This is a genomic window from Burkholderia gladioli, assembly GCF_000959725.1.
GTDB classification, from domain to species: domain Bacteria; phylum Pseudomonadota; class Gammaproteobacteria; order Burkholderiales; family Burkholderiaceae; genus Burkholderia; species Burkholderia gladioli.
In genome coordinates this window covers 4,439,943-4,462,554 of the sequence record NZ_CP009323.1, presented here as the reverse complement: position 1 = coordinate 4,462,554, position 22,612 = coordinate 4,439,943, and the positions used below count along the sequence as shown (strand labels likewise).

At 59.7% G+C, this 22,612-nt stretch carries 23 protein-coding genes and 2 pseudogenes; 17 read left to right on the top strand and 8 right to left on the bottom strand.

Going from position 1 to position 22,612, the window contains the following annotated elements:
• Positions 1 to 31: 31 nt before the first annotated feature.
• The 6 genes from BM43_RS36525 to BM43_RS39775 all read left to right on the top strand — a co-directional run bounded on the left by BM43_RS36525 (position 32) and on the right by BM43_RS39775 (position 6,951).
• Positions 32 to 1,351, top strand: coding sequence for an MFS transporter (locus BM43_RS36525; protein WP_036050671.1), 1,320 nt, complete (start codon positions 32 to 34; stop codon positions 1,349 to 1,351).
• Between the two features lie 70 nt (positions 1,352 to 1,421).
• Positions 1,422 to 2,615, top strand: a complete 1,194-nt coding sequence (locus tag BM43_RS36520) for a porin (RefSeq protein WP_036050675.1) — start codon at positions 1,422 to 1,424, stop codon at positions 2,613 to 2,615.
• 381 nt (positions 2,616 to 2,996) lie between these two features.
• A complete protein-coding gene (locus BM43_RS36515) occupies positions 2,997 to 3,626 on the top strand; it encodes a helix-turn-helix transcriptional regulator (RefSeq protein ID WP_036050678.1) in 630 nt (209 codons plus the stop codon).
• Positions 3,616 to 4,587: an ornithine cyclodeaminase family protein gene (locus BM43_RS36510; protein WP_036050679.1), complete on the top strand. Its 972-nt coding sequence runs from the start codon at positions 3,616 to 3,618 to the stop codon at positions 4,585 to 4,587. The genes BM43_RS36515 and BM43_RS36510 overlap by 11 nt, the downstream gene beginning before the upstream one ends.
• 276 nt (positions 4,588 to 4,863) lie before the next feature.
• A complete protein-coding gene (locus BM43_RS36505; protein WP_227742952.1) occupies positions 4,864 to 6,009 on the top strand; it encodes a threonine synthase in 1,146 nt (381 codons plus the stop codon).
• Between the two features lie 12 nt (positions 6,010 to 6,021).
• Positions 6,022 to 6,951, top strand: coding sequence for an asparaginase domain-containing protein (locus tag BM43_RS39775; RefSeq protein WP_036050685.1), 930 nt, complete (start codon positions 6,022 to 6,024; stop codon positions 6,949 to 6,951).
• A gap of 319 nt (positions 6,952 to 7,270) precedes the next feature.
• Here the strand turns inward: BM43_RS39775 and BM43_RS36500 are convergent, their stop codons facing one another.
• A complete protein-coding gene (locus BM43_RS36500) occupies positions 7,271 to 8,416 on the bottom strand; it encodes a branched-chain amino acid ABC transporter substrate-binding protein (RefSeq protein ID WP_036050688.1) in 1,146 nt (381 codons plus the stop codon).
• 450 nt (positions 8,417 to 8,866) lie between these two features.
• Between BM43_RS36500 and BM43_RS36495 the strand changes: the two genes are divergently transcribed.
• Positions 8,867 to 8,995 carry a RidA family protein gene (locus BM43_RS36495; RefSeq protein WP_375371863.1) on the top strand — a complete coding sequence of 43 codons (129 nt, stop codon included), beginning with the start codon at positions 8,867 to 8,869 and terminating at the stop codon, positions 8,993 to 8,995.
• A gap of 217 nt (positions 8,996 to 9,212) precedes the next feature.
• Positions 9,213 to 10,331 (top strand): sensor histidine kinase, encoded by a 1,119-nt coding sequence (locus BM43_RS36490; protein WP_036050691.1) that lies wholly within the window; start codon positions 9,213 to 9,215, stop codon positions 10,329 to 10,331.
• A gap of 34 nt (positions 10,332 to 10,365) precedes the next feature.
• Here BM43_RS36490 and BM43_RS36485 read toward each other — a convergent pair whose 3' ends face one another.
• On the bottom strand, positions 10,366 to 11,007 hold the full coding sequence (locus tag BM43_RS36485) for an acyltransferase family protein (protein WP_042285383.1): 642 nt from the start codon (positions 11,005 to 11,007) through the stop codon (positions 10,366 to 10,368).
• A 20-nt stretch (positions 11,008 to 11,027) separates the two neighbouring features.
• On the opposite strand from BM43_RS36485, the gene BM43_RS36480 reads away from it, so the two are divergent.
• Positions 11,028 to 11,306 (top strand): HU family DNA-binding protein, encoded by a 279-nt coding sequence (locus tag BM43_RS36480; protein ID WP_036050693.1) that lies wholly within the window; start codon positions 11,028 to 11,030, stop codon positions 11,304 to 11,306.
• A 364-nt stretch (positions 11,307 to 11,670) separates the two neighbouring features.
• Here BM43_RS36480 and BM43_RS42785 read toward each other — a convergent pair whose 3' ends face one another.
• On the bottom strand, positions 11,671 to 12,042 hold the full coding sequence (locus tag BM43_RS42785; RefSeq protein ID WP_375371864.1) for a phage portal family protein: 372 nt from the start codon (positions 12,040 to 12,042) through the stop codon (positions 11,671 to 11,673).
• Between the two features lie 67 nt (positions 12,043 to 12,109).
• On the opposite strand from BM43_RS42785, the gene BM43_RS36475 reads away from it, so the two are divergent.
• The 4 genes from BM43_RS36475 (at position 12,110) to BM43_RS36470 (ending at position 15,481) form a co-directional block, all read left to right on the top strand.
• Entirely contained in the window at positions 12,110 to 12,556 is a 447-nt protein-coding gene (locus BM43_RS36475) for a hypothetical protein (protein WP_127841052.1), read from the top strand.
• 443 nt (positions 12,557 to 12,999) lie between these two features.
• Positions 13,000 to 13,263, top strand: a complete 264-nt coding sequence (locus BM43_RS39770) for a BBE domain-containing protein (protein WP_227742954.1) — start codon at positions 13,000 to 13,002, stop codon at positions 13,261 to 13,263.
• 330 nt (positions 13,264 to 13,593) lie between these two features.
• Positions 13,594 to 14,475 carry an AraC family transcriptional regulator gene (locus tag BM43_RS39765; RefSeq protein WP_036050699.1) on the top strand — a complete coding sequence of 294 codons (882 nt, stop codon included), beginning with the start codon at positions 13,594 to 13,596 and terminating at the stop codon, positions 14,473 to 14,475.
• A gap of 343 nt (positions 14,476 to 14,818) precedes the next feature.
• Positions 14,819 to 15,481, top strand: a complete 663-nt coding sequence (locus tag BM43_RS36470) for a glutathione S-transferase family protein (RefSeq protein WP_042285359.1) — start codon at positions 14,819 to 14,821, stop codon at positions 15,479 to 15,481.
• A 95-nt stretch (positions 15,482 to 15,576) separates the two neighbouring features.
• Here the strand turns inward: BM43_RS36470 and BM43_RS36465 are convergent, their stop codons facing one another.
• From BM43_RS36465 to BM43_RS36440, 5 genes and pseudogenes are all read right to left on the bottom strand, one after another.
• On the bottom strand, positions 15,577 to 16,770 hold the full coding sequence (locus BM43_RS36465; protein WP_042285361.1) for an acyltransferase family protein: 1,194 nt from the start codon (positions 16,768 to 16,770) through the stop codon (positions 15,577 to 15,579).
• Positions 16,767 to 17,639, bottom strand: a complete 873-nt coding sequence (gene bla, locus BM43_RS36460) for a class A beta-lactamase (RefSeq protein ID WP_036050702.1) — start codon at positions 17,637 to 17,639, stop codon at positions 16,767 to 16,769. The genes BM43_RS36465 and bla overlap by 4 nt, the downstream gene beginning before the upstream one ends.
• 50 nt (positions 17,640 to 17,689) lie before the next feature.
• A complete protein-coding gene (locus BM43_RS37765) occupies positions 17,690 to 19,450 on the bottom strand; it encodes a M56 family metallopeptidase (protein WP_052409192.1) in 1,761 nt (586 codons plus the stop codon).
• The gene (locus tag BM43_RS36445; protein ID WP_036050706.1) at positions 19,447 to 19,830 is read right to left on the bottom strand and encodes a BlaI/MecI/CopY family transcriptional regulator; all 384 of its coding nucleotides are present in this window, start codon (positions 19,828 to 19,830) and stop codon (positions 19,447 to 19,449) included. Before BM43_RS36445 ends, BM43_RS37765 begins: the two co-directional genes overlap by 4 nt.
• 350 nt (positions 19,831 to 20,180) lie before the next feature.
• Positions 20,181 to 20,486, bottom strand: a pseudogene (locus BM43_RS36440) (transposase); the annotation flags it as partial.
• On the opposite strand from BM43_RS36440, the pseudogene BM43_RS39760 reads away from it, so the two are divergent.
• From BM43_RS39760 to BM43_RS39755, 4 genes and pseudogenes are all read left to right on the top strand, one after another.
• Positions 20,480 to 20,966 (top strand): annotated as a pseudogene (locus tag BM43_RS39760) (transposase); the annotation flags it as partial. The pseudogenes BM43_RS36440 and BM43_RS39760 overlap by 7 nt on opposite strands.
• Positions 20,963 to 21,271 (top strand): hypothetical protein, encoded by a 309-nt coding sequence (locus BM43_RS41125; RefSeq protein WP_127841053.1) that lies wholly within the window; start codon positions 20,963 to 20,965, stop codon positions 21,269 to 21,271. The pseudogene BM43_RS39760 and the gene BM43_RS41125, both read left to right, overlap by 4 nt.
• A gap of 252 nt (positions 21,272 to 21,523) precedes the next feature.
• Entirely contained in the window at positions 21,524 to 21,832 is a 309-nt protein-coding gene (locus BM43_RS41120; protein WP_127841054.1) for a hypothetical protein, read from the top strand.
• A gap of 247 nt (positions 21,833 to 22,079) precedes the next feature.
• Positions 22,080 to 22,610, top strand: a complete 531-nt coding sequence (locus BM43_RS39755) for a hypothetical protein (protein WP_080742122.1) — start codon at positions 22,080 to 22,082, stop codon at positions 22,608 to 22,610.
• Positions 22,611 to 22,612: the final 2 nt, after the last annotated feature.

Below are 22,612 nucleotides of genomic sequence, written 5' to 3'. Positions count from 1 at the left end.
GGTCCGACGGCATGCCGCCGGAAAGCGAAACATGCAAACATCCCCTGCAATCGACGAACGCGCATTGGTCAGGAATATCTCCTGGCGCATCATTCCGTTCGTGTTCATCCTCTACATCATTTCGTATCTGGATCGAGCGAACATCGGCTACGCCGCGCTGCAGATGAACAAGGAGCTGGCCTTGAGCAGCGAGGCGTTCGGCTTCGTATCGGGCATCTTCTTTATCGGCTACTTTCTTTTCGAAGTGCCCAGCAACGTGATGCTCAACAAGTTCGGCGCGCGTGTGTGGATTGCCCGGATTCTGCTCACTTGGGGCGTGGTCGCCGTGATCTCTGCGTTCGTACAGAACGCGACGCAGCTTTATGTGCTGCGCTTTCTGCTGGGCGTGGCCGAAGCGGGCTTCTTTCCCGGCATCATTGTTTATCTGACGCACTGGTTCCGCGCGAAGGAGCTTGCAACGACCGTCGCGCTGTTCACGGCGGCCATACCCGTGTCATACATCATCGGCGCGCCGCTTTCGACATGGATCATGGACAACGTCCATTGGCTCGGCTGGAGCGGATGGCGCTGGATGCTCGTGCTGGAAGGCGCGCCCGCGTTAGTAGGCGGCATCATGTGCTTCGCGTGGTTGACCGACAAGCCGTCCGACGCAAAGTGGCTAAAGCCCGAGGAGCGCGAGTGGCTACTCGATCAGCTCGCGAGCGATGCAAGGGCGCGCCCGAGCGCAGAGCACTTCGGCTCGCTCAAGGCGATGACCAATCCGAAGGTGCTGTATCTGTCGTTCATTTATTTCGTGTATCAGTGCGGCAGTCTGGGGGTCGGTTACTGGATGCCGCAGATCATCAAGGGCTTCTCGAAAACGCTGAGTCATACGCAGGTCGGCCTCATCGCGATGGTGCCGTATCTGGTCGCGACGATCGTGATGGTGCTGTGGTCACGCAGTTCCGATCGCCGCAATGAGCGTCGCCTTCATTCCGCGATTCCGCTTGCACTCGCAGCCGCCGCGTTGCTCGGCGCGGGTCTGACGACGAACCCGTATGTGTCGATCGCGATGATCAGCCTGAGCCTCGCGGGCCTGTATGCGTTCAAGTCGCCCTTCTGGGCGCTGCCGACGCTGTTCCTGACGCGCTCGACCGCGGCCGTTTCGATCGCGGTGATCAATTCGGTCGGCAACCTGGGCGGCTTCGTTGGTCCTTTCGCGATTGGCTATATCAAGGGCGCTGACGGCACCGCGACGCATGGCTTGATTTTTCTCTCGGGCCTGCTCGTCACATCGTTCCTGATGACCATGTTCATCCGTCTCAACGAGCACAAGGCCCAGTCCGCCGCGGTGGCGAAGCCGATTCACTGAAGCACACAAACGTCATATTGGAGGAGATTGCACCGTGAAAAGAAAGTCAATTACACCCGTAGTAGTACTTATGGCATTACCATGTGTTGGTCATGCGCAGAGCAGTGTTACGTTGTACGGCATCATCGATAGCGGTCTCAACTACACGAACAATGTGCAGACGGCGCGAACGTCGTCGAGGCTCGTCGGCGGTCGTCAGATTGCGATGATCGAAGGCGGCTCCGCCGGCCTTCAGGGCAGCCGATGGGGCCTGCGCGGAACGGAGGACATCGGCGGCGGACTTAAGGCGCTGTTCGTGCTCGAAAGCGGCTTCTATAGCAACAACGGCGCGCTGAACCAGGGTGGCGCGGAGTTTGGGCGGCAGGCTTACGTTGGTTTGAGTCATGCGTTCGGCACGGTCACGCTTGGCCGTCAATACGATCCCGTCGTGGACATGTACGGTCCGTTTCTCGCGGCGCCGCAGTGGGGCGGCTATATGGCGTCGCATCCGAGCGACCTCGACAATGCGCTCAACTCGCGCCGCATCAACAATTCAATCAAGTACCGCAGCGCGAACTATCGCGGCCTGACCATCGAAGCGATGATGAATCTCGGGGGCACAGCGGGCTCGTTCTCGAACAGCTGGATTTGGGGCGCGGGCGCCGCTTATGCGACGGGGCCGTTTTCGATCGGCGCGGGCTATCTGAACATCCGCAATCCGAATACGTCGTTCTTCGGCGCGAATCCAAACGCGGGTCCAGCGACGACTAACAATCTCGGGAGCTTCGGCAGCCCGACGAGTCCGGAGAGCAACCCTGTGTTCGCGGGATACGCATCGGCAAAGATGCTCGAAATCGTGGGCATCGGCGCGGGCGTGAACTTTGGACCCGCAAGCGTCAACTTCGCGTATTCGAACACGCGCTTCGAGGGCATGGGTTCGTCGTCCGGCCCGAACCCGCTGCGCTATAGCGGCACCGCGGCGTTCAACAACTTCGAAGTCAACGCGAAGTACCAGTTCACGCCGTCGCTGCTGGCCGGGCTCGCGTACGACTACACGCGCAACGGCGGCGCAGGCGGTAAGGGCGGCGCGAACTACAATCTCTTCAGTGCGGGCGTCGACTACTTCCTGTCCAAGCGCACGGACGTGTACACGGTCGCGGTCTACGAGAAGGCAAGCGGCACCGATTCGCTTGGGCAAAGCGCGGTCGCACAGATCACCGGGCTTACGCCATCCACGACCGACAAACAGGTGTCACTGCGCGTCGGCGTGCGGCACAAGTTCTGATCCATTCATCTATAACGCTTTAAACCCGCGTCAGGCGTTTCCCGGATTCTGGCTCGGAACCAACGATTCGAGGTGGCCACTTAACGACTTGAAGCGGTCCATCGTCCCGGCTTTTTGGGCAAGTGACAGAAGCGGGTCCGAACGCGGCCGAGATGGAATGGACATCGCGCTCCCTTCGGGGATCTGAGCCGCATTGGGGGCCCCAGAACCGAACGGCATCAATGTGCCAAAGTGGCGTTTCGACACGTCCACTCCACCGGGCGTTGGAACCTGCTAGCCGAACACCTCGGGATTTTCGGTTGGACGGTTTGTTGGGTGTTTGACAAATCTTCCAGTAATGGCCAAACTGCCCAGCATGTCAAAGAACCTACTGGAGCCGACATGCCGAAGAAGACTCCCGAACAGCAGTTACTGCTGGGCCAGATCAAACAGGTCGCCGAAGGGCTGGCACAGACTTTCGCCCCATTTACCGAGGTCGTGGTCCATGATCTCCTTGACCCGGAGCACGCGGTGCTTGCGATCCACAACAATCTGTCAGGTCGAGAAGTCGGGCAGCCTGCGACCGAACTCGGGCTTGCGCGGATCATGGACCCTGCGTACGAGCAGATCATCGCCAACTATCCGAACCAGTTCTCGGATGGCCGCCAGGTGAAGAGCACCTCCATCGGCATCAAGGACTCGAAGGGCGATTACATCGCCGCACTGTGCATGAACGTCGACCTCACGCTATTCCGAGGGTTTCAGAACATGCTGAGCAGGTTCATGGCTGTCGAGGGCACCACACCTGCCAGGGAGTCGCTGGATCCCGCCAGCGCCGACCTCATTCGCGCCCGTATCGACGAGTTCGCCGCACGCATGGCGTCGACACCGCGCTCGCTCAAGGCAGAGGACCGCCGCTCGCTCCTGAAGGAACTCAAGGCGGCCGGCCTGCTCGAGGTCCGTCGCGCAATGGACACCATTGCCATCCACCTGGGCGTGTCTCGCGCAACGGTGTACAGCGATGCCAAGTGACGCCACGCTCCTTCTCGTCGACAAGCATGTCGTCGAGCAATTGCTCCTGCCGGACGACGTGATCGCGGCGGTGCGCGAGGCTTTCGAACTGCACGGACAGCGCGCGGGCCGCGTCTTCCCGGTCGTGCGCGAAAAGCTGAGCACAGGCGGGATCTTCGGTATCAAATCCGGGGACGTCGGTAGCCAGGGCCTGCTAGGGTTCAAGGCGGCCGGCTTCTGGCCAATGAACCGGACACTCGGCGGCGAAGCGCATCAGGCCACCGTGCTGCTGTTCGATCCGGCCACCGGCCGGCCCATGTGCGTGGTCGACGGCAATGCCATCACCACGGCGCGCACCGCCGCGGCTGGGGCCCTGGGGCTTTCCTTGTTGGCGCGCCAGGACAGCGCCGTGGCAACGGTCTTCGGCACAGGCATTCAGGCGAAGGCACAGCTCGCGTTTGCGCTCAGAACGTTACCTTCGCTGACGCATGTGAATTACGTCTCGCTGGATCGGGAACCGCAGGCCGACTTTGAATCTCTGTTTGCGGGCCAATGCAGATTGAGATGCGCGGCAAATGCGGATGACGCGGTCGCTGAAAGTGACCTCATCATCACCGCGACCACCGGCGGGGGCCCACTTTTCGACGAAGCAGCGCTTCGCGTCGGGACACATTTGAACTGCGTCGGCGCGGACACCCGTGGCAAACGCGAGCTTGCGGCTGGCGTGCTCGATCGGGCCCGGATCGTCGTCGATGACCTTGAGCAGGCCCGTGAGCTTGGAGAACTGCAATGGGCACCGCACGCACCTGCCATCGAGATCGGAGACCTGGTAACAGGCCGTTCCCAATGGCAGCGCGAACCGACAGATATCAGCGTTTTCGACATGACCGGTCTCGCCTTGCAGGACTTGACCGTCGCTCGATTGGTCCACCATCGCGCCACTGAGCTGGGCCTCGGAGTCGCCGTGGCGTGGCCCTGGTGATCGCTGTCCTGGCCTGAACCCGGAATCCGGACAATCCGCGATGATGACCCGCACCGTGCACGCTCGTCGCCTTCATCGAACGTCGCCGTGCGATCACCCCGCGCGCAGTCGATGGCGGCCCCGGTCAATCGCTGACGCCAAGGGCGCCCGGCGTTTGGCTCCCCAATGGCCACCTTTTCATCAACCAATGGCCTTCCCGTAACACCCAACAACGTCACAGCCATCATTGTCTTGCTCTTGCAGCGATCCGGTATGCGCCATAGAGGAGTCGGAAACTTGAAATCGCACTATGTTGAACCGCTCAGCGGCACCACCTATCCTTTAGACACACCCCGGTGGTGTTCGGACGACCGCAGGCCGCTCATGATCTCGCCGCTGGCTGGAATGTCCCGGGACGACATCGACCGACAACTTCGATCCCAATGGCGCTATCGTGCATCGCTCCCGGTCGAGATCGTCTCCCCCATCTCTATGGGGGAAGGGTGCACCCCGCTAATCCAGAAGACATGGGACGACCACAGGCCGTATTTCAAGTTGGAGTGGTTCAGCCCTACCAGCAGCTTCAAGGATCGCGGCACCACGGTGATGCTCTCGATGTTACGGCAACAAGGTATCGCGTCCGTTCTGGAGGACAGTTCAGGCAACGGCGGAGCTTCGGTGGCCGCTTACGGCGCTGCAGGCACCATGCGCGTGAAGATTCTGGCGCCAGCCTACGCGTCTCCCGCGAAGATCGCCCAGATGCGAGCCTACGGGGCGGAGGTGCAACTGGTGGACGGGCCTCGACAGGCGTGCGAGGACGAGGCAGTCCGGCAGTCCTCGAGCATCTTCTACGCCAGTCACAACTGGCAGCCATTTTTCCTCGAAGGGACCAAGTCGGTTGGCTACGAAATCTGGGAGGACCTTAACTTCCAGGCGCCCGACAACATCGTCATGCCTGCAGGCGCGGGCAGCAATGTACTCGGTTGTTATCTGGCATTCTCGGAATTGATGCGCGCGGGCCAGATTCACAAAATGCCCAAGCTCTTCGTTTGCCAGCCATTGAACTGCTCTCCCATCGATGCCAGCTTCCAGGCCGGCGTTACGACTCCCGTTTCGCGCGAGATACGAAAGACGGTCTCCGAGGGGACGGCCATCGCCCATCCTCTACGGCTCGCGCAGGTGGTCAACGCTGTCAGAGAGACGGGCGGCACGACTGTGGCTGTGGAAGAAGAGGCAATCGTCGAAGCGCTCAGGCGGATTGCGCGGCTAGGCCTTCTGCCGGAGCTGACTTCGGCGACTGCGGTTGCAGGATTTGATCGGCTTACACAGGTTGGGGCGATTCGGGCTCGAGAGGAGACGGTTGTCCTGTTAACAGGCACGGGTATCAAGAACGCCGGAGCCATCGCGGAGATGTACTCGCAAACTCTCGATACTCTTGTCTAAAGGCCGATCCTAATGAAAATCGGACTCCTGAATTGTGGTGGAACCATCACGGAAAGCTATCAGCTTGATGGGACGATCACCCGTCTATTGGCACGCGATCTGATCGCATTGAGCGGTCAGGCAGACTGGATCGGACATGACATCGATCCTGTCGATAGCTGTGATCTGACCTTTGCCTCACTTTGCCGTGCTCGTGATGTCATGCGGCAGGATCGGGAGAGCGAAGCGTTCGTCATGTGCTGCGGCACCGACGCAATGGAAGATGTCGCCTATGCCGCCGCTTTGCTTTTTAATCGTGACCGGCCTGTCGTTTTGACCGGTGCGGCGATCCCCGGTGGCAATGCCAATGCCGATGGTCCGCGCAATCTGGTGGATTCTGCAAATCTGGCAAGGGCCATGCCGCAGGGCGCGAGCGTCCTCGTTGCCTTTGCGGGACGGATTTTCGATCCAGTCTCAATCGTCAAGGTATGGCCGCAGGCCATTCAGCCCTTCGGACCAGAAACAGCGATCCGCGGCTCCATTGAAGCTGATATCGTCACGCTCGCAGGATCGGGAATCGTCGACGAGAGTTACGCGGAACTCGATGTATCCGATCTCGGCGCCCGCGTTGCGATCGTCATGGAGACCTTCGGGTTACTCGTCGGCTTCCCGGATATCTCCAGACTCGACGGTATCGTCGTGGCAGGCAAGGGCGCAGGTGGCTTCTCCGCTCAGTCAGAGAGACTTCTGAGCGAAGCCGCTGGGCATATTCCTGTCGTGCTATCGACACGCTGCGCCCATGGTTTCCGGGTCAACCCAACCGTCACCAAATATGCCTATGATCGCGCCCACAACCTCGGCCTGACCACGGCAGGTTATGACGGTCTGAACGCATCGAAGGCACGAATTCGGCTCATAGCCGAGCTTGGTCGTGCCAATCGCAGCGGAACAGCTGGGCGTTGATCAGCGCGTCGTCCACTTGGGTACCGTTTGAGCGCTGCAATGCCATGAGCTCTTGTATCCAGAGTTGACGGTCATTCGATCAACCCGGTGAGCGAGCAGTTGTCGTGTTGTATTGCCGCGCTGTCTTAGGCGTCAATCTACAGTAGTCAGACTCCCCACATCTTTTTCAATCAAGGTCGCGATGCACCGCTTGCAGTGCCCCCGGAGCACACAAGAGAAACGCCGCCGGGGACGGCGGCCATTCGAGGATCTCTGCAAAGATCCACCCGGTGCCTGCTGGCGCGGGGACCAGGAGGCTCCCGCGACAGCCTTGCTCCGATTACATCTTCTCGACCTCCAGCAGGGTTCGCTTGCCTTTGACGTATTTGTAGAGTGAGATGGAGCTGTCCTTCAGGTCGCCGTGCTCGTCGAACCGGATGTTACCAATCAGGGTGTCCAGATTGGTTGGGGACATGGCGGACAGAACGCCTGCGCGCGTGATCGAGTTCGAGCGCTTCATGGCATCGACGATCACATAGACAGCGCTATACGCGACCGGCGAGTAGACCACCGGATCGTGGCCGTACGCGGCCTTCAGTTCCTTGCCGAACGCGGCGCTGCCGGCCATCGCGGACAGATCGCCGCCCGCGACCGAGCAAACCAGGTTGTCGGCGGCGTCGCCGGCGAGCCTGGCCAGGTCCGTAGTGCAAACGCCGTCACCCGCGAGGATTCTGGCGGGAATTGCCAATTGCATGGCCTGCTTGGCGAAGGGGCCCCCGGTGGCGTCCTCTCCGCCATACATGATGGCGTCGGGGCGTTCGCCTTTAATCCTGGTCAGGATGGCCCTAAAGTCTGTGGCCTTGTCATTGGTGGCCTCACGAGATAGCACCCGGATGCCTTCGGCCTTGGCCGTCTTCTCGAACTGGTCTGCAAGGCCCTGTCCGTAGGCCGTGGCATCGTCGACGATGACGACCGTCTTGACTTTCTGGTTTTGGGCGTACTTTGCAAGTGCGGGGCCTTGCTGGGCGTCGGTGCCGATCATCCGGAAAGCGGTTTTGTAACCTTGCAGCGTGTACTGCGGGTTGGTAGAGCCGGGGGTGATCTGGGTGACGCCGCTATCGTTGTAGATTTTGGACGCGGGGATTGACACGCCGGAGTTCAGGTGGCCGATCACTGCCACGACGCCATCGTCCACCAGCTTTTGAGCGACATTTGTACCAATTCGGGGATCGGCTTGGTCATCCAGCGACTCGACCTCCAGAACGACCTTCTGGCCACCGATGACCAGATTGCCAGCTTTGTTGATCTGTTGGACGGCGAGCTTGGCGCCGTCGGCCGCATCCTGGCCCATGTGGGCGATATTGCCAGTCAGCGGTTCAGCGCTGCCGATCTTTACAGTTACGTCGGCGAGAGCGGGTTGGCCATAGGCCATAACCGTGCAAGCGAGAGTGAGCGCAGCGGTGAGAGGTTTGAGTTGAGATTTCATGGGTTTAACCTTTTGTTGAACGGGTTGCTGCTATAAATACGTAGGCGTCTCCTATCGAAGTTGTCAGCGCTGGCGACATTTCGAATGTAAGTATTAGTGAGAGCAGCCCATCAACCGGTGACAAGCTGATTAGCACTACGTAGCGTGATGATGCTCTGGCCACTCGACATCGGTCCATTGTTCCGCGGCACCATTTCCAGAAAGATTATCTAGAATTAAATAAAATGTATTGTAGGGGTAAACGCTTAGTATCGATGCTGGTTCCCACAGCGGGGTGAATCACTCACTGATAGATGAAGAGGAGGCCGAGACACCCTTGACTTGAACACAACATCGATCGCCGGATCGACTGGTGATCTGTGGCAGATGCGAACCGGTGTCGGCGCCCCAGGCGGCTGAATGCGAGACGGAACGCCGAGCCGGACATGCACAAACAGCTGCGGCCCGCCTTTGGAAACTCTGAATGCGATCCTGCACGAGACCAGATGCACGCTCGACGATGTCCCGGACGTCACAGTGTTCAAGGTCAATCCGCAATCAATCTTCGAGAGCGTCTGGCAGGTCGTGCCCGAGTTCTAGGGCGATGCACCGCATCCGACGCTAACCGCAGTATGAGTGACTTGGTTCTACGGCTTCGACTTTAAAACCAAAGTCGTTGCTAAGCTTCCGCTCTATGAAGCCAGAGCAGGGCACGATGGGTTCAAGGCTGTCTCCCGCCCCGGTTTCTCCGCACCCCGGGTAACATGGGCGCATTAACCGCAGCAAGCTACGCCGATTTTGCCCAGGAGATACATAGATGCGACTAGCGGATTTCATCATGCGAGACATGGAACCGATTCTTGGGCATTGGGAAGCGTTTGCAGCGACGCTAATGCCGGCGGCGGAGAACATGGGACCGCTGGCCTTGCGCGACCATGCGCAACAGATACTGCAGGCGGTGGCAAAGGATTTGCGGACATCGCAAACCAGCGACGAGCAAAGAAGAAAATCGTTGGGGCAGGCCCCGAGGCTGATCGATGCGACTGAGACTGCCGCGCAAACGCACGCCGTTCTGAGGGCACGCGCGGGCTTCAATATTAACCAGGTCATCGCCGAATACCGTGCACTGCGAGCCAGCGTGCTTCGCCTCTGGATGGACGATTGTGAGCCCGATCTGCCTTATCTGGATGACGTTGTACGCTTTAACGAAGCGATCGACCAGGCACTCGCCGAATCTGTCTGCTTTTTCAGTAGGCAGGTCGATCAGAACCGGAATCTGCTCCTCGGCATGCTGGGCCACGACATGCGCAGCCCACTTCAGGCGATACAGATGACTGCGGCGCACCTGGCCGCACTGAACGCGGATGAGAAGGTGTCAGACGCTGCGGCCCGCCTCATACGCAGCGGAGCCCGCATGCAAGCGCTGCTTGACGACCTGGGCGATTTCAACCGGACCCAACTGGGGCTAGGCATTAACGTGACACGCACCGGTATCAATCTGGCGGACGTCATTGCGGACGAACTGGACGAGGTGCGCGCCATTCACCCCGACCGGCAAATCGACCTGGACGTGAATGGTGATTTGCGTGGAGTCTGGGATGCGCACCGAGTGCAACAAATCGTACAAAATCTTGTACTTAACGCCATCAAGTACGGTGCACGGGACACGCCTGTGCGTGTTGAGGTGATAGGCGATTCAACGCATATCCGCATCGACGTCCGAAACCGCGGACGTGCGATTGAACCCGCGACTCTGCGCTGCATGTTTAATCCCTTGACGCGAGGGCACGACCAGCAGCGAGCATCCGACGAGGGAAGAAGTCTCGGACTGGGTCTGTACATCGCCAACGAAATCGCCAAGGCCCATCACGGTGCGATCGAAGCGCGCTCCGACGAAACAGAAACTTCCTTTTGCGTGTCGCTCCCGCGCGAATGAGGCCACAACAGGACAATGACGGGACCAAGGCCAATCAGAGACGGTAACGGGCGTTCCCGATCCCGCGTGAAGAAGGGATCAAGGCCCCCAGAGTGAAGGCTAATGCATAGTGGAGCGAGAGAGTGCGTGGAATCGGCGCGAGAGATATTAGTGCAATCAGGACGATAAACGGCGCGCGCGTGCGCTCATTCGTCACCATGATGAAAATCGCCGGAAACAGAATCGAATAGAACAGTTCCACCCGCAATGTCCACATTGGCCAGTTCAGATGTACATAAATCGCGGCCAACAACAGTGCCAGTGATCTCACAGTGATCTGTGGAGGATAAGCGTCCAGCGCCCAGCCACTGTAAGCAGGAGAGGCGAGCCCTATCTTGATGACGGGCCAAAGACACAGTGTTAATGCGATCGACACCCACAAAGCCGGATAAATCCGGAAGAACCGCTTCACGTAGAATTCTTTGATCCGCAACTTGTCGGGAGCGCGCGAGGCGCTTCGCAAGGACATCGCGAGGACGCAGCCACTCAGAACAAAGAAAATCTCGACGGTGGCCTGTCCATTCAATGTTCTGTCAACCAGTATCGATATGAACTCTTCAAGCGAGTCCGAGCCATATCGTCCCACGATCAGGCGGCGAAGATCGAAAATTGTCCAGACGTGCGTGCCTACTACCACAAGACAAGCAGGACACCACCATGAACAAGCAGGATCTCGTCGAGGCCGTCGCCGCCAAAACCGGCACCAGCAAAGCCTTGGCCGCCGAGACGCTCGATGCGCTGCTCCGCACCGTCACGGCGACCGTTACGAAGGGAAACACCGTGCAACTGATCGGGTTCGGCACGTTTTCCAGGGGCGCCCGTGCCGCGCGTGTTGGTCGCAACCCTGCAACCGGCGCCGAGATCCAGATTCGGGCGGCGAGAACGGTCAGGTTCACCGCGGGCAAGGCGTTCGAGAATTCGGTGAACGGCGCCTGAGTCCAACACGGGTCCGCCCAGACGGGGGCGACCGCGCATGGCCAAGCGATATTTGTGGCTGAGGCGTGTGGGCCTAGGTCGGCGTCGCGTTTTAGCATCGGTGACGCCGGGACAGCGAAGTGCAACGACAGCCGTATTCGCCTGATGATGAACGGAGTTGGGCACTACTGGCAGAAGCATGGGATCCGGCACCGAAGTTAATTGCGTTGCAGAACATGATGTTTCCCGAGGCATAGTGGGTGACGGATTCAGCGGGCCTGAAATGGTTTGGCTGCGCCCTCCCGGCGGAACCGGCTCGCTTCTCGCGCTGTGTGCGCTGTGCTGGTGAACTGTTCAAAGCGGGGTTGCGAGCGCGCAATTTCTTTCAGGCCGAGCACCTCGGCCGTCGGATCCGCTGCGTCGAAGTCGCCGCGATTCCCTTGAGCTGCGGCGGAATGCGGTCCGCCGCGAGCAGATCGTCGCGCGTCACGTTTTCGACGTTGAAGAACTCGAGACCCTTGCCGTGACCTGGCATAACGGAGCGCAAGATCATTGCACTACGAGCCGAGCTGATGGCGAACTGTGTCGTGAATCTGGCATCGGCATGCCCGATGGGATTGCGGATAGCGCCAACGAGGAAGAGATCATTGACCTTTTCACAATCTCGACCGGGCGAGGTGTGATTAGCGAGATCGCGGCAGAGGGGCAGAATTCCGGCGCTGCGTCCAATACACAGGCGGTTAAATACCAGCCGCAAGTTCGGCTTGTATCACGGCGGAGGACTGGAGATGCGTTGTAGCAGAACTTGAGGATGATGAAAATCGATGAAGAGCGATGCTTCGCCCGTAATATGGTTGATCAGACATTGCATCGACAGGCGAGCAATGCAATGGGTGTCGATTACTGCGATGGCTCTGGTCGCTGCGTCACTGGCGGCGGCACTACAGCCGGTCTTCCTGGAGGTGCTGGTCAACTCGATCACCTCCGCCCCCGAACAATGGCGACAGGCGTTCGTCGGCCCCGTTGTCACCATCGTCGTCGCCGAGGGTGGCAACTCGCTGGGAGACATCGCCAGCTCGATCCTCCAGCAGCAGGCCGCGTATTTGTTGTCGGTCAGTTTCACGCGAAAGATTCCAGCGTTGGATCTGGAACCAGATTGTCGCAACGGCCCGATCGAGTGTTCAGTCGCTTATCCAGACGATATGCGGAAATGTGTTTCCGATTCTTATCAACACGGTGTCTGCGTGTGTCATCCTGATCATTGCCGATGATTGGGTCGTCGCGTTGTCGGTTGCCACTTACGCAGTCGTCTACAGGCTCTACAACGCACTGTCCAATTGCAAGCTCGTACAGCTAAAGAGACGTCTCGCTGACGAGATGATGCGATCATCACGTATCTCGGGAGACACTTTCACGAATTTCGCATACGTCAAGACCCAAGGATTTTCGACTGTACTGACAGAAAGGTACATGCGAAACCAGGATCACGTGCTTGATGTTCAGGCCAACTATAACCGTGGCGTCGCGACGGCCCGTATCATCCGCGTCGCGTGTTTCACCATAACGTGCGTATTCCACGCCAAACCGAACGCTGATTCCACAGCAAAGCGAGCGCCGATTCCACGGCAAACCGAGCAGGGATTCCACGACTGCCCGAGCGCGAATTCCACGCGTAACCGAGCAGTAAGGTGGAGGGACGGCGACGCGGATAACCATGGCACGCTCGACGATTTTGTCGGGCGATAAAAGGTTATCCAAAGCTGCGGCCGTTCTGAAAGCATTGTCACCACAAAGCGGCTCCTATCTTTCGGAGACAGATTTTTTCCGTGAAGATTGGCGCGAAGCCTTCTGGGGGACGAATTATGCCCGGCTCAAAACGATCAAGAACCGCTACGACCCTGAGGGGTTCTTCTTCGTCCATCACGGGGTCGGCAGCGAGGACTGGAGTCCCGACGGCTTCACGCCGGTGCGGTCCTGACCATTGGCATGTCCCTTCATCGACTTGCAGCGAGCGCGCGGCGCCCATTCGAACCACAGACTGCTATGGTCAACTCGGTGCGCTCGCCGTTGGCCCGGAGACGGCCATGAGCAATCGTTCGGCATTCCGGCTCAGATCGTTGACATTCGAGCCCACTGGCGCTCGCCTCAACCATCGGGAACCGGAAAGCGCCAGGCGGCGCGTGCGCAGGACTGGCGGGACGAGCAGAGGCCTTCGGACACGCCGTCTGGAGATTGAGCAAGAGCGGCTAGGCGCGATGGTTAGTCGATGAGCGACCATACACAAGTCGCACAACCCAGATATCCAGCCATGCAAGCTCACGTTGACGCCACTCGCGCTTACACGAAGCGTTTCAACGCCGTACTCGCGTACATCGAATCGAATCTTGAGGGCGAGCTCTCAGTGGAAGCGCTAAGTCGCATTGCGAACTTCTCGAAGTTTCATTTTCATCGGCAATTTGCGGCCTTTGTAGGGGTGCCAGTCGCGCGCTACGTTCAACTTATGCGACTGCGGCGGGCTGCGCACCGCCTGGCTTCGCGTGAGTCCTGCTCGGTGCTCGATGCCGCGTTCGATGCGGGCTTTGACAGCCCCGAAGCCTTTAGCCGGGCATTCAAGCGCGCGTTTGGCACAGCGCCGAGTATCTTTCGACAGCATCCGAACTGGCAGATCTGGAGCGCGACTTTTGTTGTTCCCTATCTTTCGAGGAAACTCACCATGCAAGTACAAGTTATTGATTTTTCCGAAACTCGCGTCGCTGCGCTGGAGCATTGCGGGCCTGCTGGGCTTGTCAACGAAAGCGTGCGCAAGTTCGTGGACTGGCGGAAGCAAAGTGGGCAATCTCCGGTTGCATCGAGCAGAACTTTCGGTATTCCGCGGAACAACCCGGACACGACCCCGGCGGATGCGTTTCGCTTCGACATCTGCGGAGAAATCTCCGAGCCTGTCGCGTCGAACGTCTTTGGGATCCGCGAACTTGTCATTCCGGGCGGCCGATGTGCAGTGATCCGCCATACCGGATCGACCGACCATGTCGGGGAGACGATCTATCCGGTCTATCGCGACTGGCTTCCTGCAAGTGGTGAGGAACTTCGGGATCATCCGTTGTTCTTTCACTACCTGAGCGTCTTCCCGGAGACGCCGCATGACCAATGGAAAACCGATATCTACATTCCCCTCGTTTGGCGGGAATGATCTGTTCGCGGCGACCTACCAATCGCTGCGGTGGGGTCGCTTACCGTGAAATCCGCAGGCTGCTTTCCCAACGTCCCGCCGCTTTATTCCTCGGCTTTCGGGTAGCGAACGGCGAGCGCCGCGGGGAGGCCGCGAACGGCGGCTTCGGAGCGAACGCAAGGATCACAACAGGTCGCGGTCAGCCAACTGCGTTGGGGCGCCAGTCGGCCACAAGCGAATCTTCAGACTAGCGTGTGGATCATCGCCAGATTCGTAGCGGCTGGTGGCCAATCCACAATCGGCAGCAGCGAACCGCCACTGGGAATCATCTTTGTTTGAGCCGACTGACTTATCCGCGCCTCTCATGCGCGACTGGAGCGATACTGTGACGAGCACCGCAGCGGTAAATCTATACGGAGCCGCATGGAGCGTATATGTACGGATCGTCCGCCTCGCGTTGGAAGAGAAGCAGGTCGACTATGTCCTGCGCGAGGTAGATGTATTCGCGGAGGCCGGTGTCCCGCAGGAGCACCTGGCTCGTCACCCGTTTGGTCGTATCCCGGCGTTTGAGCACGGAGATTTCAGTCTGTACGAGACCGGGGCAATCGTTCGCTACATCGATGAAGCCTTTCCCGGATGCAAACTGCAGCCGACGAATCCCCGGGCATGCGCCATGGTGAACCAGATTGTCGGGATAATGGACGCCTATGCGTACCGAACGCTCGTTTGGGACCTTTATGTCGAACGCGTCGTTTCCGCGCGCGAACGCCGGTTACCCAATAAGCAGAAGATCGAAGCCGCATTGCCGCGTGCCGCCGTATGTCTATCGGAGTTGGCTCGGCTGTCGGACAACCATGGGTTCCTGATTGGCGATAGCGTGACACTCGCTGACCTATACGCCGCCCCGATCTTCGCATGCTTCATGCGAACCCCTGAGGCCGGCCCATTGATGGAAGGGTATGAGAAACTGCTTTTGTGGTGGCAGCGATTTTCTACCCGAGACAGTATGTCCCGCACTCAGCCATGATGAGTTCCCCTGCGGCATGCAACGGCCCAAATTCCGACATTGGTGGTGGCAACGGGACCGGCCGCACCCCGATCAGTACCAGTCGTTCAGCCTGCTCACTCGATTCGAGATCTGGAGTGTTCGACGTCAGGTTGATTCCGCTCGTGGTACTCGCTTTCAGGTCGGGATCTCATCTGAATCAGCCACTGGCGCACAATGCGACCCGACGGCTCAGCGTACATTCGCGCAATGCATAAGCTCAAACAGGCAGAAAGCAACAGATAACCGACCAGGACCGCCAGCTTCTCGTCGCCGGCCATGCCGGAAGGCGGGAAAATCGTCCGCAGCAGACCCAGCACGATAAGGTGAAACAGATAGAGCTCGTAGCTAAGCCTTCCTAGCCATTCCAGCACCGTGGACGCACGCGCGCTTCGTACTGTTGATCCGTGCGGGCGATCATTCGCGGCCAGCAGCAAAACCGCAGTGCCGAAGGCCATTACCGTGACACCGAACACGTTGCTTTCGCGGATCGGCCAGCACAGATAGACGAACATCATGACCACCGCGGTCGGCCACGCCAACATGCTCCACACGCGGCCACACCGCACAGCGCGCCTCGCGACCAGCGCCGCGCAGCAGCCGATGGCGATTGCATCGAAGCAGGCGAAGTACGCGTAGAGATAACCACCCTCGTCGCCTTGATGCAGGAAACGGTAAGCCGGACCGACGACAATGCACGCGAGCCAGAAGGCAACGAGCCGCGCCTCCCGGCGGAGCACGATGCAAAGCAGCGGAAACGAGAGGTAAAACACCTCTTCGACCGAAAGCGACCACAACATACCGAGCGCATAGTTGGTCCATCCGTGCGTCCCGATGAGCACGTTCATCCAGAACGTCAACGAAGCCAGATTCACGAGCCAGAACGAAACCGGCGTGCCGGCCGGCGAGTAGTTCTGAAAGATGGCAATGCCGGCAATCGCCAGCGCGTTCACCACGGCCAGCAGCAGTAACAGGCACGGAACGATGCGCGCGAAACGCAACCCGTAAAATGCCTTGACGTCGACATGGCCGAGTTCGGACCAGCGACGAACTGCGTTCCCGGTGATCAGATAGCCCGAGATCACGAAGAATATCGTGACGCCGTAGCTGCCGTTTCGCGCAACGGCCCGAACCGCTTCCCATCCGAATACGCGCGACAGAAAACTGTCGTCGAGCCGATAGGCGATATTGAAGTGGTGAAAGAGCACGAGCAGGATCGAGATGCCCCGGAGGAAATCGATCTTCCGGTTTCGCGTGGGGGCGTCGGTCATGCCGCGCTCGTGGCCCACTGCACGAACGCCGTGCCCGCTTCGCGCAAAACGGCCTCACGCACTTCCATGCTGACGCCCGGCGCATCGTAGTAGACAGCAAAGAGCAACGGCGCGCGCCCAGGCGGGCGCACGAGCGCGTAGTCGTTGGTTTCGCGCTCGACGCTGGTACCGGGCCGGTCGGCCGCCTGCCAGCCGGCGGGCAACACGGCGCGAATCCGGTTGAGGCCCGGTTTGCAGTCGGTCATTGCGCGCTCCAGTTTTGCGCGAGAACTGGCGCTCAGCGCATCGCCGAGCAGAAGGTGTTGCGCCGTGGTGGCGATGGCCTTCGGCGACGTGGTGTCGAGCACACCGCGATAGCGGTTCGATTCGGGCTCATAGCGGTCCGAGCGCGTAACTGTATCGCCAAGTCCACGAACGAACCGGGTCAACGCAGCGGGACCACCGGCGCTGCGCATCAGCAGGATCGCGGCCGTGTTGTCGCTCTCCACCAGCGTCGCCTGGCAGAGCGCATCGATCGACAACGCACCACGCGCGACGTTGGCCTTCGTCACGGGCGAAGTGAAAATAAGGTCTTTTTCGGTGTAGTGAACGAGTCGATCGAGTCGCTCTGCGCCGCTATCGACACGTGCCATTATCTGCGCCGCAAGCAATCCCTTGAACGTGCTGCACATCAGGAAGCGTTCTTCGGCACGGTGGCTCAGTGTGCGGCCCGAGCCGGTATCGATCGCAAACACGCCGAGGCGGCCGCCATTGCGACGCTCGATATCGGAGAACGGTGAATCGGCGGCACGCAATGCGGGAGCGACGCCCATGCCGGCGAGCAGCGGCAATCCAATCAACAGCTTTCGACGCGTGATCGAGTGAGTCAAGGCTAGGTCCAGTTAGTCAGAGTGAGGAAACGCGATGAGCGCGACGAACGCTAGGCCAGCTTGCGGGCGAGCAGGAGGCGACGGATGTTGATCGCGTCGCGCGCAGGAAACGCAGCCGTCCCGGCGTCCAGAAACACCATCGTGACGCTGTCCCCAACCGAGCGCAGCCGCATGATCAGGCAACGTCCGGCCGCATCGGTAAAGCCGGTCTTCGATAACGCGATGTCCCAGCCCTTTTGCCCGACGAGCGGATTCGTGTTCTGGTACTCGACGAGCTGGCCGTCGATCGGGACAACGCTGCGGGGGGCAGTCGTGGCGCGCGCGATCGCCGGATAGCGGGCCGCCGCGTTCACCATGACCGAGACGTCACTTGCCGTCGACGTATTGAGCGGCGAGAGGCCGGTCGGCTCTTCGATCGTCGTGTGCTTCAACCCGAGCGCGGCGATCTTGGCACGCATCGCGGACTGGAACGCCGGGAAGCCACCAGGATAGTCATGCGCCAGCGCATACGCGGCACTGTTATTTGACGACATCAGAGCGAGTTGCAGCACTGCATCGAGGGGTAAACTCGCGCCGACCGGCAATCCCGTGCGGCTGGGCCGCAATGCTTCGGCGTCGCTGGCGTCGATGCGAATGGTCCGGTTCATGTCGGGCCGGGCATCAAGCACGACCATGGCCGTCATCAACTTTGTCAACGACGCGATCGGCACGATATCGTCTGGTCGCTTCTGGAACAGGACCCGACCGGAGTTGTCGTCGATCACCACGACGTGGTTCGATGCGAGCAACCCGACAGGCAGGATGCCCGCGGCGTGTTGCGACATGGGCGCCTGCCACATCGTCTGCGCCACCACGCACAACGTGACGAAGCCGACGATGATAGCCGGGACGTAAGCGACCCTGTGCGGCGACGGCGGGACGGGATGACAAAGGCGCCTGATGCGGTCCAGCAATTGGCCACCGCGCGCTGATTGCGCCACTGGCGCGTATCCAGCACTCGTCGATTGAAGAGCATCGAGTTGCTCAAGCGCAAGCGCCAAACGTCGCGGGCTTTGAATCAGCGTGCCGGCGATCTGGTCAGCGACGCATTCCCGCTCGATACGCATTTGCTGCGACAGCCACCACACTGCCGGATGAAAAAAGAGCAGCGCTTCGATCACGCTCTGCGGCAGGTTGACCAGATAGTCGGCGCGCCTGATATGCGCGATCTCGTGGGCAAGCACCGCTTCGAGCAGATCGGGTGGTATGCGCGTCAGCAACGCAGCCGGAACAAGCACGAGCGGTCGCCACCAGCCGATCGTCAGCGGGCTTGTGAGATGCGTTGCCACGCACAGCGTCACCGGACGCGACAGCCCGCAACGCGCGGCCAGCGCCGACACGTAGTTTTGCCACCGGGGATCTGGCCAATCGGCAAACGCGTCGCCGATCCGACGCACCCACAGCAAACCGGCGGCCAGACGGCACGCCATGGCGGCGACACCGACCAGCCATGCCGCAACTAGCCAGGGCAGGACGGTCTCAATCGTGAATGCATCGGGTGTGTGCTTCGTTGACACGATAAGAGAATCGGTCGCGCGAAACCAGCCAGATGGCTGCGACGCGGCTTCGATACCCCGGTACACGTCGAGCACTGGTATAACGAGACACAGAAGAAGCGAAAGGCAAAGGAGTGCATAGCGACTTTGCGGGCTAGCGTTATGCATCAGCCGCAACGACAGCGCCGTTGTCACGCCGATCAAGGCGCCCTTCCACGCGAGGTGAATGAGCGCCCAGCCCAATGCCTGAACAAGCGTCCAGGCAAATGGGCTCATCGCTCATCTCCATGGAGAAACTTGCGGATATCCTCACGTTCCTCCCGGCTAACGTGTTTGCGCAAAGCGGCCATGACAAGTGCCTTGCCGGACCCTGAGAACGCCTTGTGAATCAGTTCCTTCAGCAGGCTGGTTTGCAGCATCTTCTGGCTTTGTGCAGGCGCGTAGATATGGGAACGCTCGCTTTCGTCGCGCGTAAGCAGCCCCTTCGCATGCATGACCTGCATCTGGCGCAACACGCTGGCATAGGTAACGTCCGCGCGTTCCTCATGCATGGCCTGATGGACCTGCTTGACCGTGGCAGAGCCGATTGGCCATAGAACCCGCAAAAGCTCGAGTTCAGCCGCAGTCGGCCTGGTCATGGGCGTGGCTTTGGTCATGACGACACCTTCGTGCAGAGACAGAATGACGTAGAGTAATTTGTCTAGACCTAATTGTCTATATTTACGTGATGATGTCCTCACTCCCGACGTTCGTTTATGGCTTCCCTCGCGTCATACGCGCCGCCCTCGTGGCGGACGCCTCAGGGTCGTCAAGGGAAGCTCGCCATTCGAGGCGATGAGCGGCGAGCGTCGCAATGACGAACTTCCCCAGTCGGGCCGAGGTTGTGTAAAAACATATGGGCCGACAGGCGGGTAGGACAACTGTGAGGCCGCCGCGTCTTCGTAGTTGACGATTTCTGAACGCTGACCAGATTGAGATTCGCCGGCGAGCATGGGCAGGCGTGAGATTACCCGCCTGCCAGCTTCATCGCTCGCAGTGTCTTCGCAAATCCGAGGATCTTCATCACGCGTTCGAGGTTATACGCTAGCACATGCAAGCTCATTTCAGTCGAGACGTTCCCAAGCCTTCCCATCTGGAAGTGGGTTGAGCCCATCCAGTACTTCAGCGTGCCGAGCACGTACTCGACCGTCCGTCGCCGTATTGTCATCGCATCAAGCTGACGATCCAGTCTGCGTTGCATTCTGTCGAGTACCGCTTCGCGTTCCCATCGGCGAATGCGCCGAGACGGCGCCGGCGTGCACTGCTTCCTCAGCCACCCTGTGCTACCGCGGGCACGTGCTGATGGAGAACCGCTCGGGTCTGGTGGTCGGTGCAGTCGTCAGCCATGCCGATGGTTTTGCGGAGCGGGCGAGTGCCTTGCGTCTGCTCGATTGCGTGCCGGGTCGTCATGCTAAAACGGTGGGGGCTGACAAGGCGTATGACACGCGTGACTTCGTCGGCAACTGCCGGGTACGCCACGTGACGCCTCATGTGGCGCGCTGCGATGATCGCTGGGGCGGCAGCGCAATTGATGGACGCACCTCGCGGCACGCCGGTTAAGGCATTAGCCAGGTCAAGCGCAAACGCATCGAAGAGCATTTTGGTTTGGGGCAAGACCGTCGGGAAGATTCGCCAGACCGTGTATCGCGGTATCAAACGGGTCGATCAGCATTTCAAGCTGACAATGCTGGCAAGCAACCTGACTCGAATGGCCCGGATAATGACGGTGGTCCCAACTGGAGCAACACGATGAACCGCGCGAACGCGACTCTTGCATGGCCGCACGCCAGCCGCTCCGTTCGCCAGCCGGGCACTCGCGACGATTCGTCTGAAAATCAGCGATCGATTGCACGCGTGATCCATTTAAACAGCGACCTCGGTCGTCAAGGCGCAGTGCTTTTCAACAGCCTGCTAGGTCGTTCCACTGAGACGCTTTGGGTCGTTTCAACAGGCGCGGTCTTCATACACATGGGAGAAAAGCGCTATCGGCGCCCGAAACCGGCGGTAGCCTATCCTGCACTCACTCATTTTCATTGCGCTTTTTGTCGCCCGGAGTAAACGTTTTGCGCGGAGGTAGCGGCTTTCACGCAAATGACAGGTCAGGCCCTATAGAAACGCCGCGTCATCCCGTGCGAAGAAATGGTGTAACTGTCGCCGGGAAAGCGTAAACGCCGCGCGTTTCCGGGTGAGCAGAAAACGCGTAACTCCGTGCGTCATGCTTTCCCGTTTCAGATTAAACCCCGTGAGAGAAAGTTGCGTATCTCGTGCGTACAGAGATGCGTATCGGTGTGTGTGCCTCGTGTGCATCTCGTGCGTCAAGCTGGTTACACCAAGCGCAAACCGCATGCGTTAAAAATGCGCTTTGCCGGAGCAATGCAATCGTTCCGGCTGCGCACCGGAAAAGAGGCGAAAGCGTATCGGCTGCGCTCGGCGGATACAGGGCTTATCCGGTGCCGCGTGCAACACAAGGCGCAAGGTGAGCGTGATGTAAGCGTAGAAATGGTGGATCGCTGGCAAACCTCGCGCGTTGAGCTTCACAAGATGTGCAAACCGGTTGCGTTAGCGGCGGCGATGTTGCGGCGTCACGGTGTCCGTGTTGAGCGGAAACTTAATGCGTAACGACGGCGACAAGCTCTCGACGATCAGCGCAAATTGCCTGCGCAATGGCGGTGAATGGCAATGCGTCAGGGTGGAAACGTTGCGTGTGTACGACATGCGAAAAAAGTGCGTTGTTCCCCCGGGCTCTCATGAGTTCTCTGGAGTTCCCACGGCGTCTTGGGGACCAAAAGGACGGCGTTGACAGGTGCGCTATGCGTGGGCAGGATGATGCGCAGGCGGTGTGGTCCGACGTGCGCTGGAGGTGGCGATGCCTGTTGCCAGGGTCTATACGAAATCGCAATGGGATGCGTTTGCCCGGACGCTCGATGCGCTGCCGGAAAAACCGCAGGCCGAACGCGGCCTGAGTGTTCGCGAAGCGATGAGAGAGGTGCGTGCCCCTATCCGTCATGCGCAGGGGAAGGGATATACGCTGGAGCAGATCGCGGAGCAGGCAAAACGGGCAGGCCTCGATATTACAGCTGGCACGATCCGGTATGCGCTGCGTTCTGAAGGGAAGGGAAGCCGCGCAGGAAAGGGAAACAGCGCAGGCAACACGGCGCGTCGGGCGACCGGAGCGCCTCCAACGGGAACTGCCACAGCACCGCCCCGCGTGCATGGGGTAGCGCACGGTGGCGTGTCACATGCGAACAGCCCCCGCAATGAGGGGCGCACGGAAGGTCGCACTGAAGGCCGCAATGAAGCGCGTCCACATGGGGGAAAAGCAGAAGTCAAACCGCAACCCATGCCGGTACAGGGCTCGCTCGGATTTACGATCAAACCCGATACCGACGACCTGTAAAG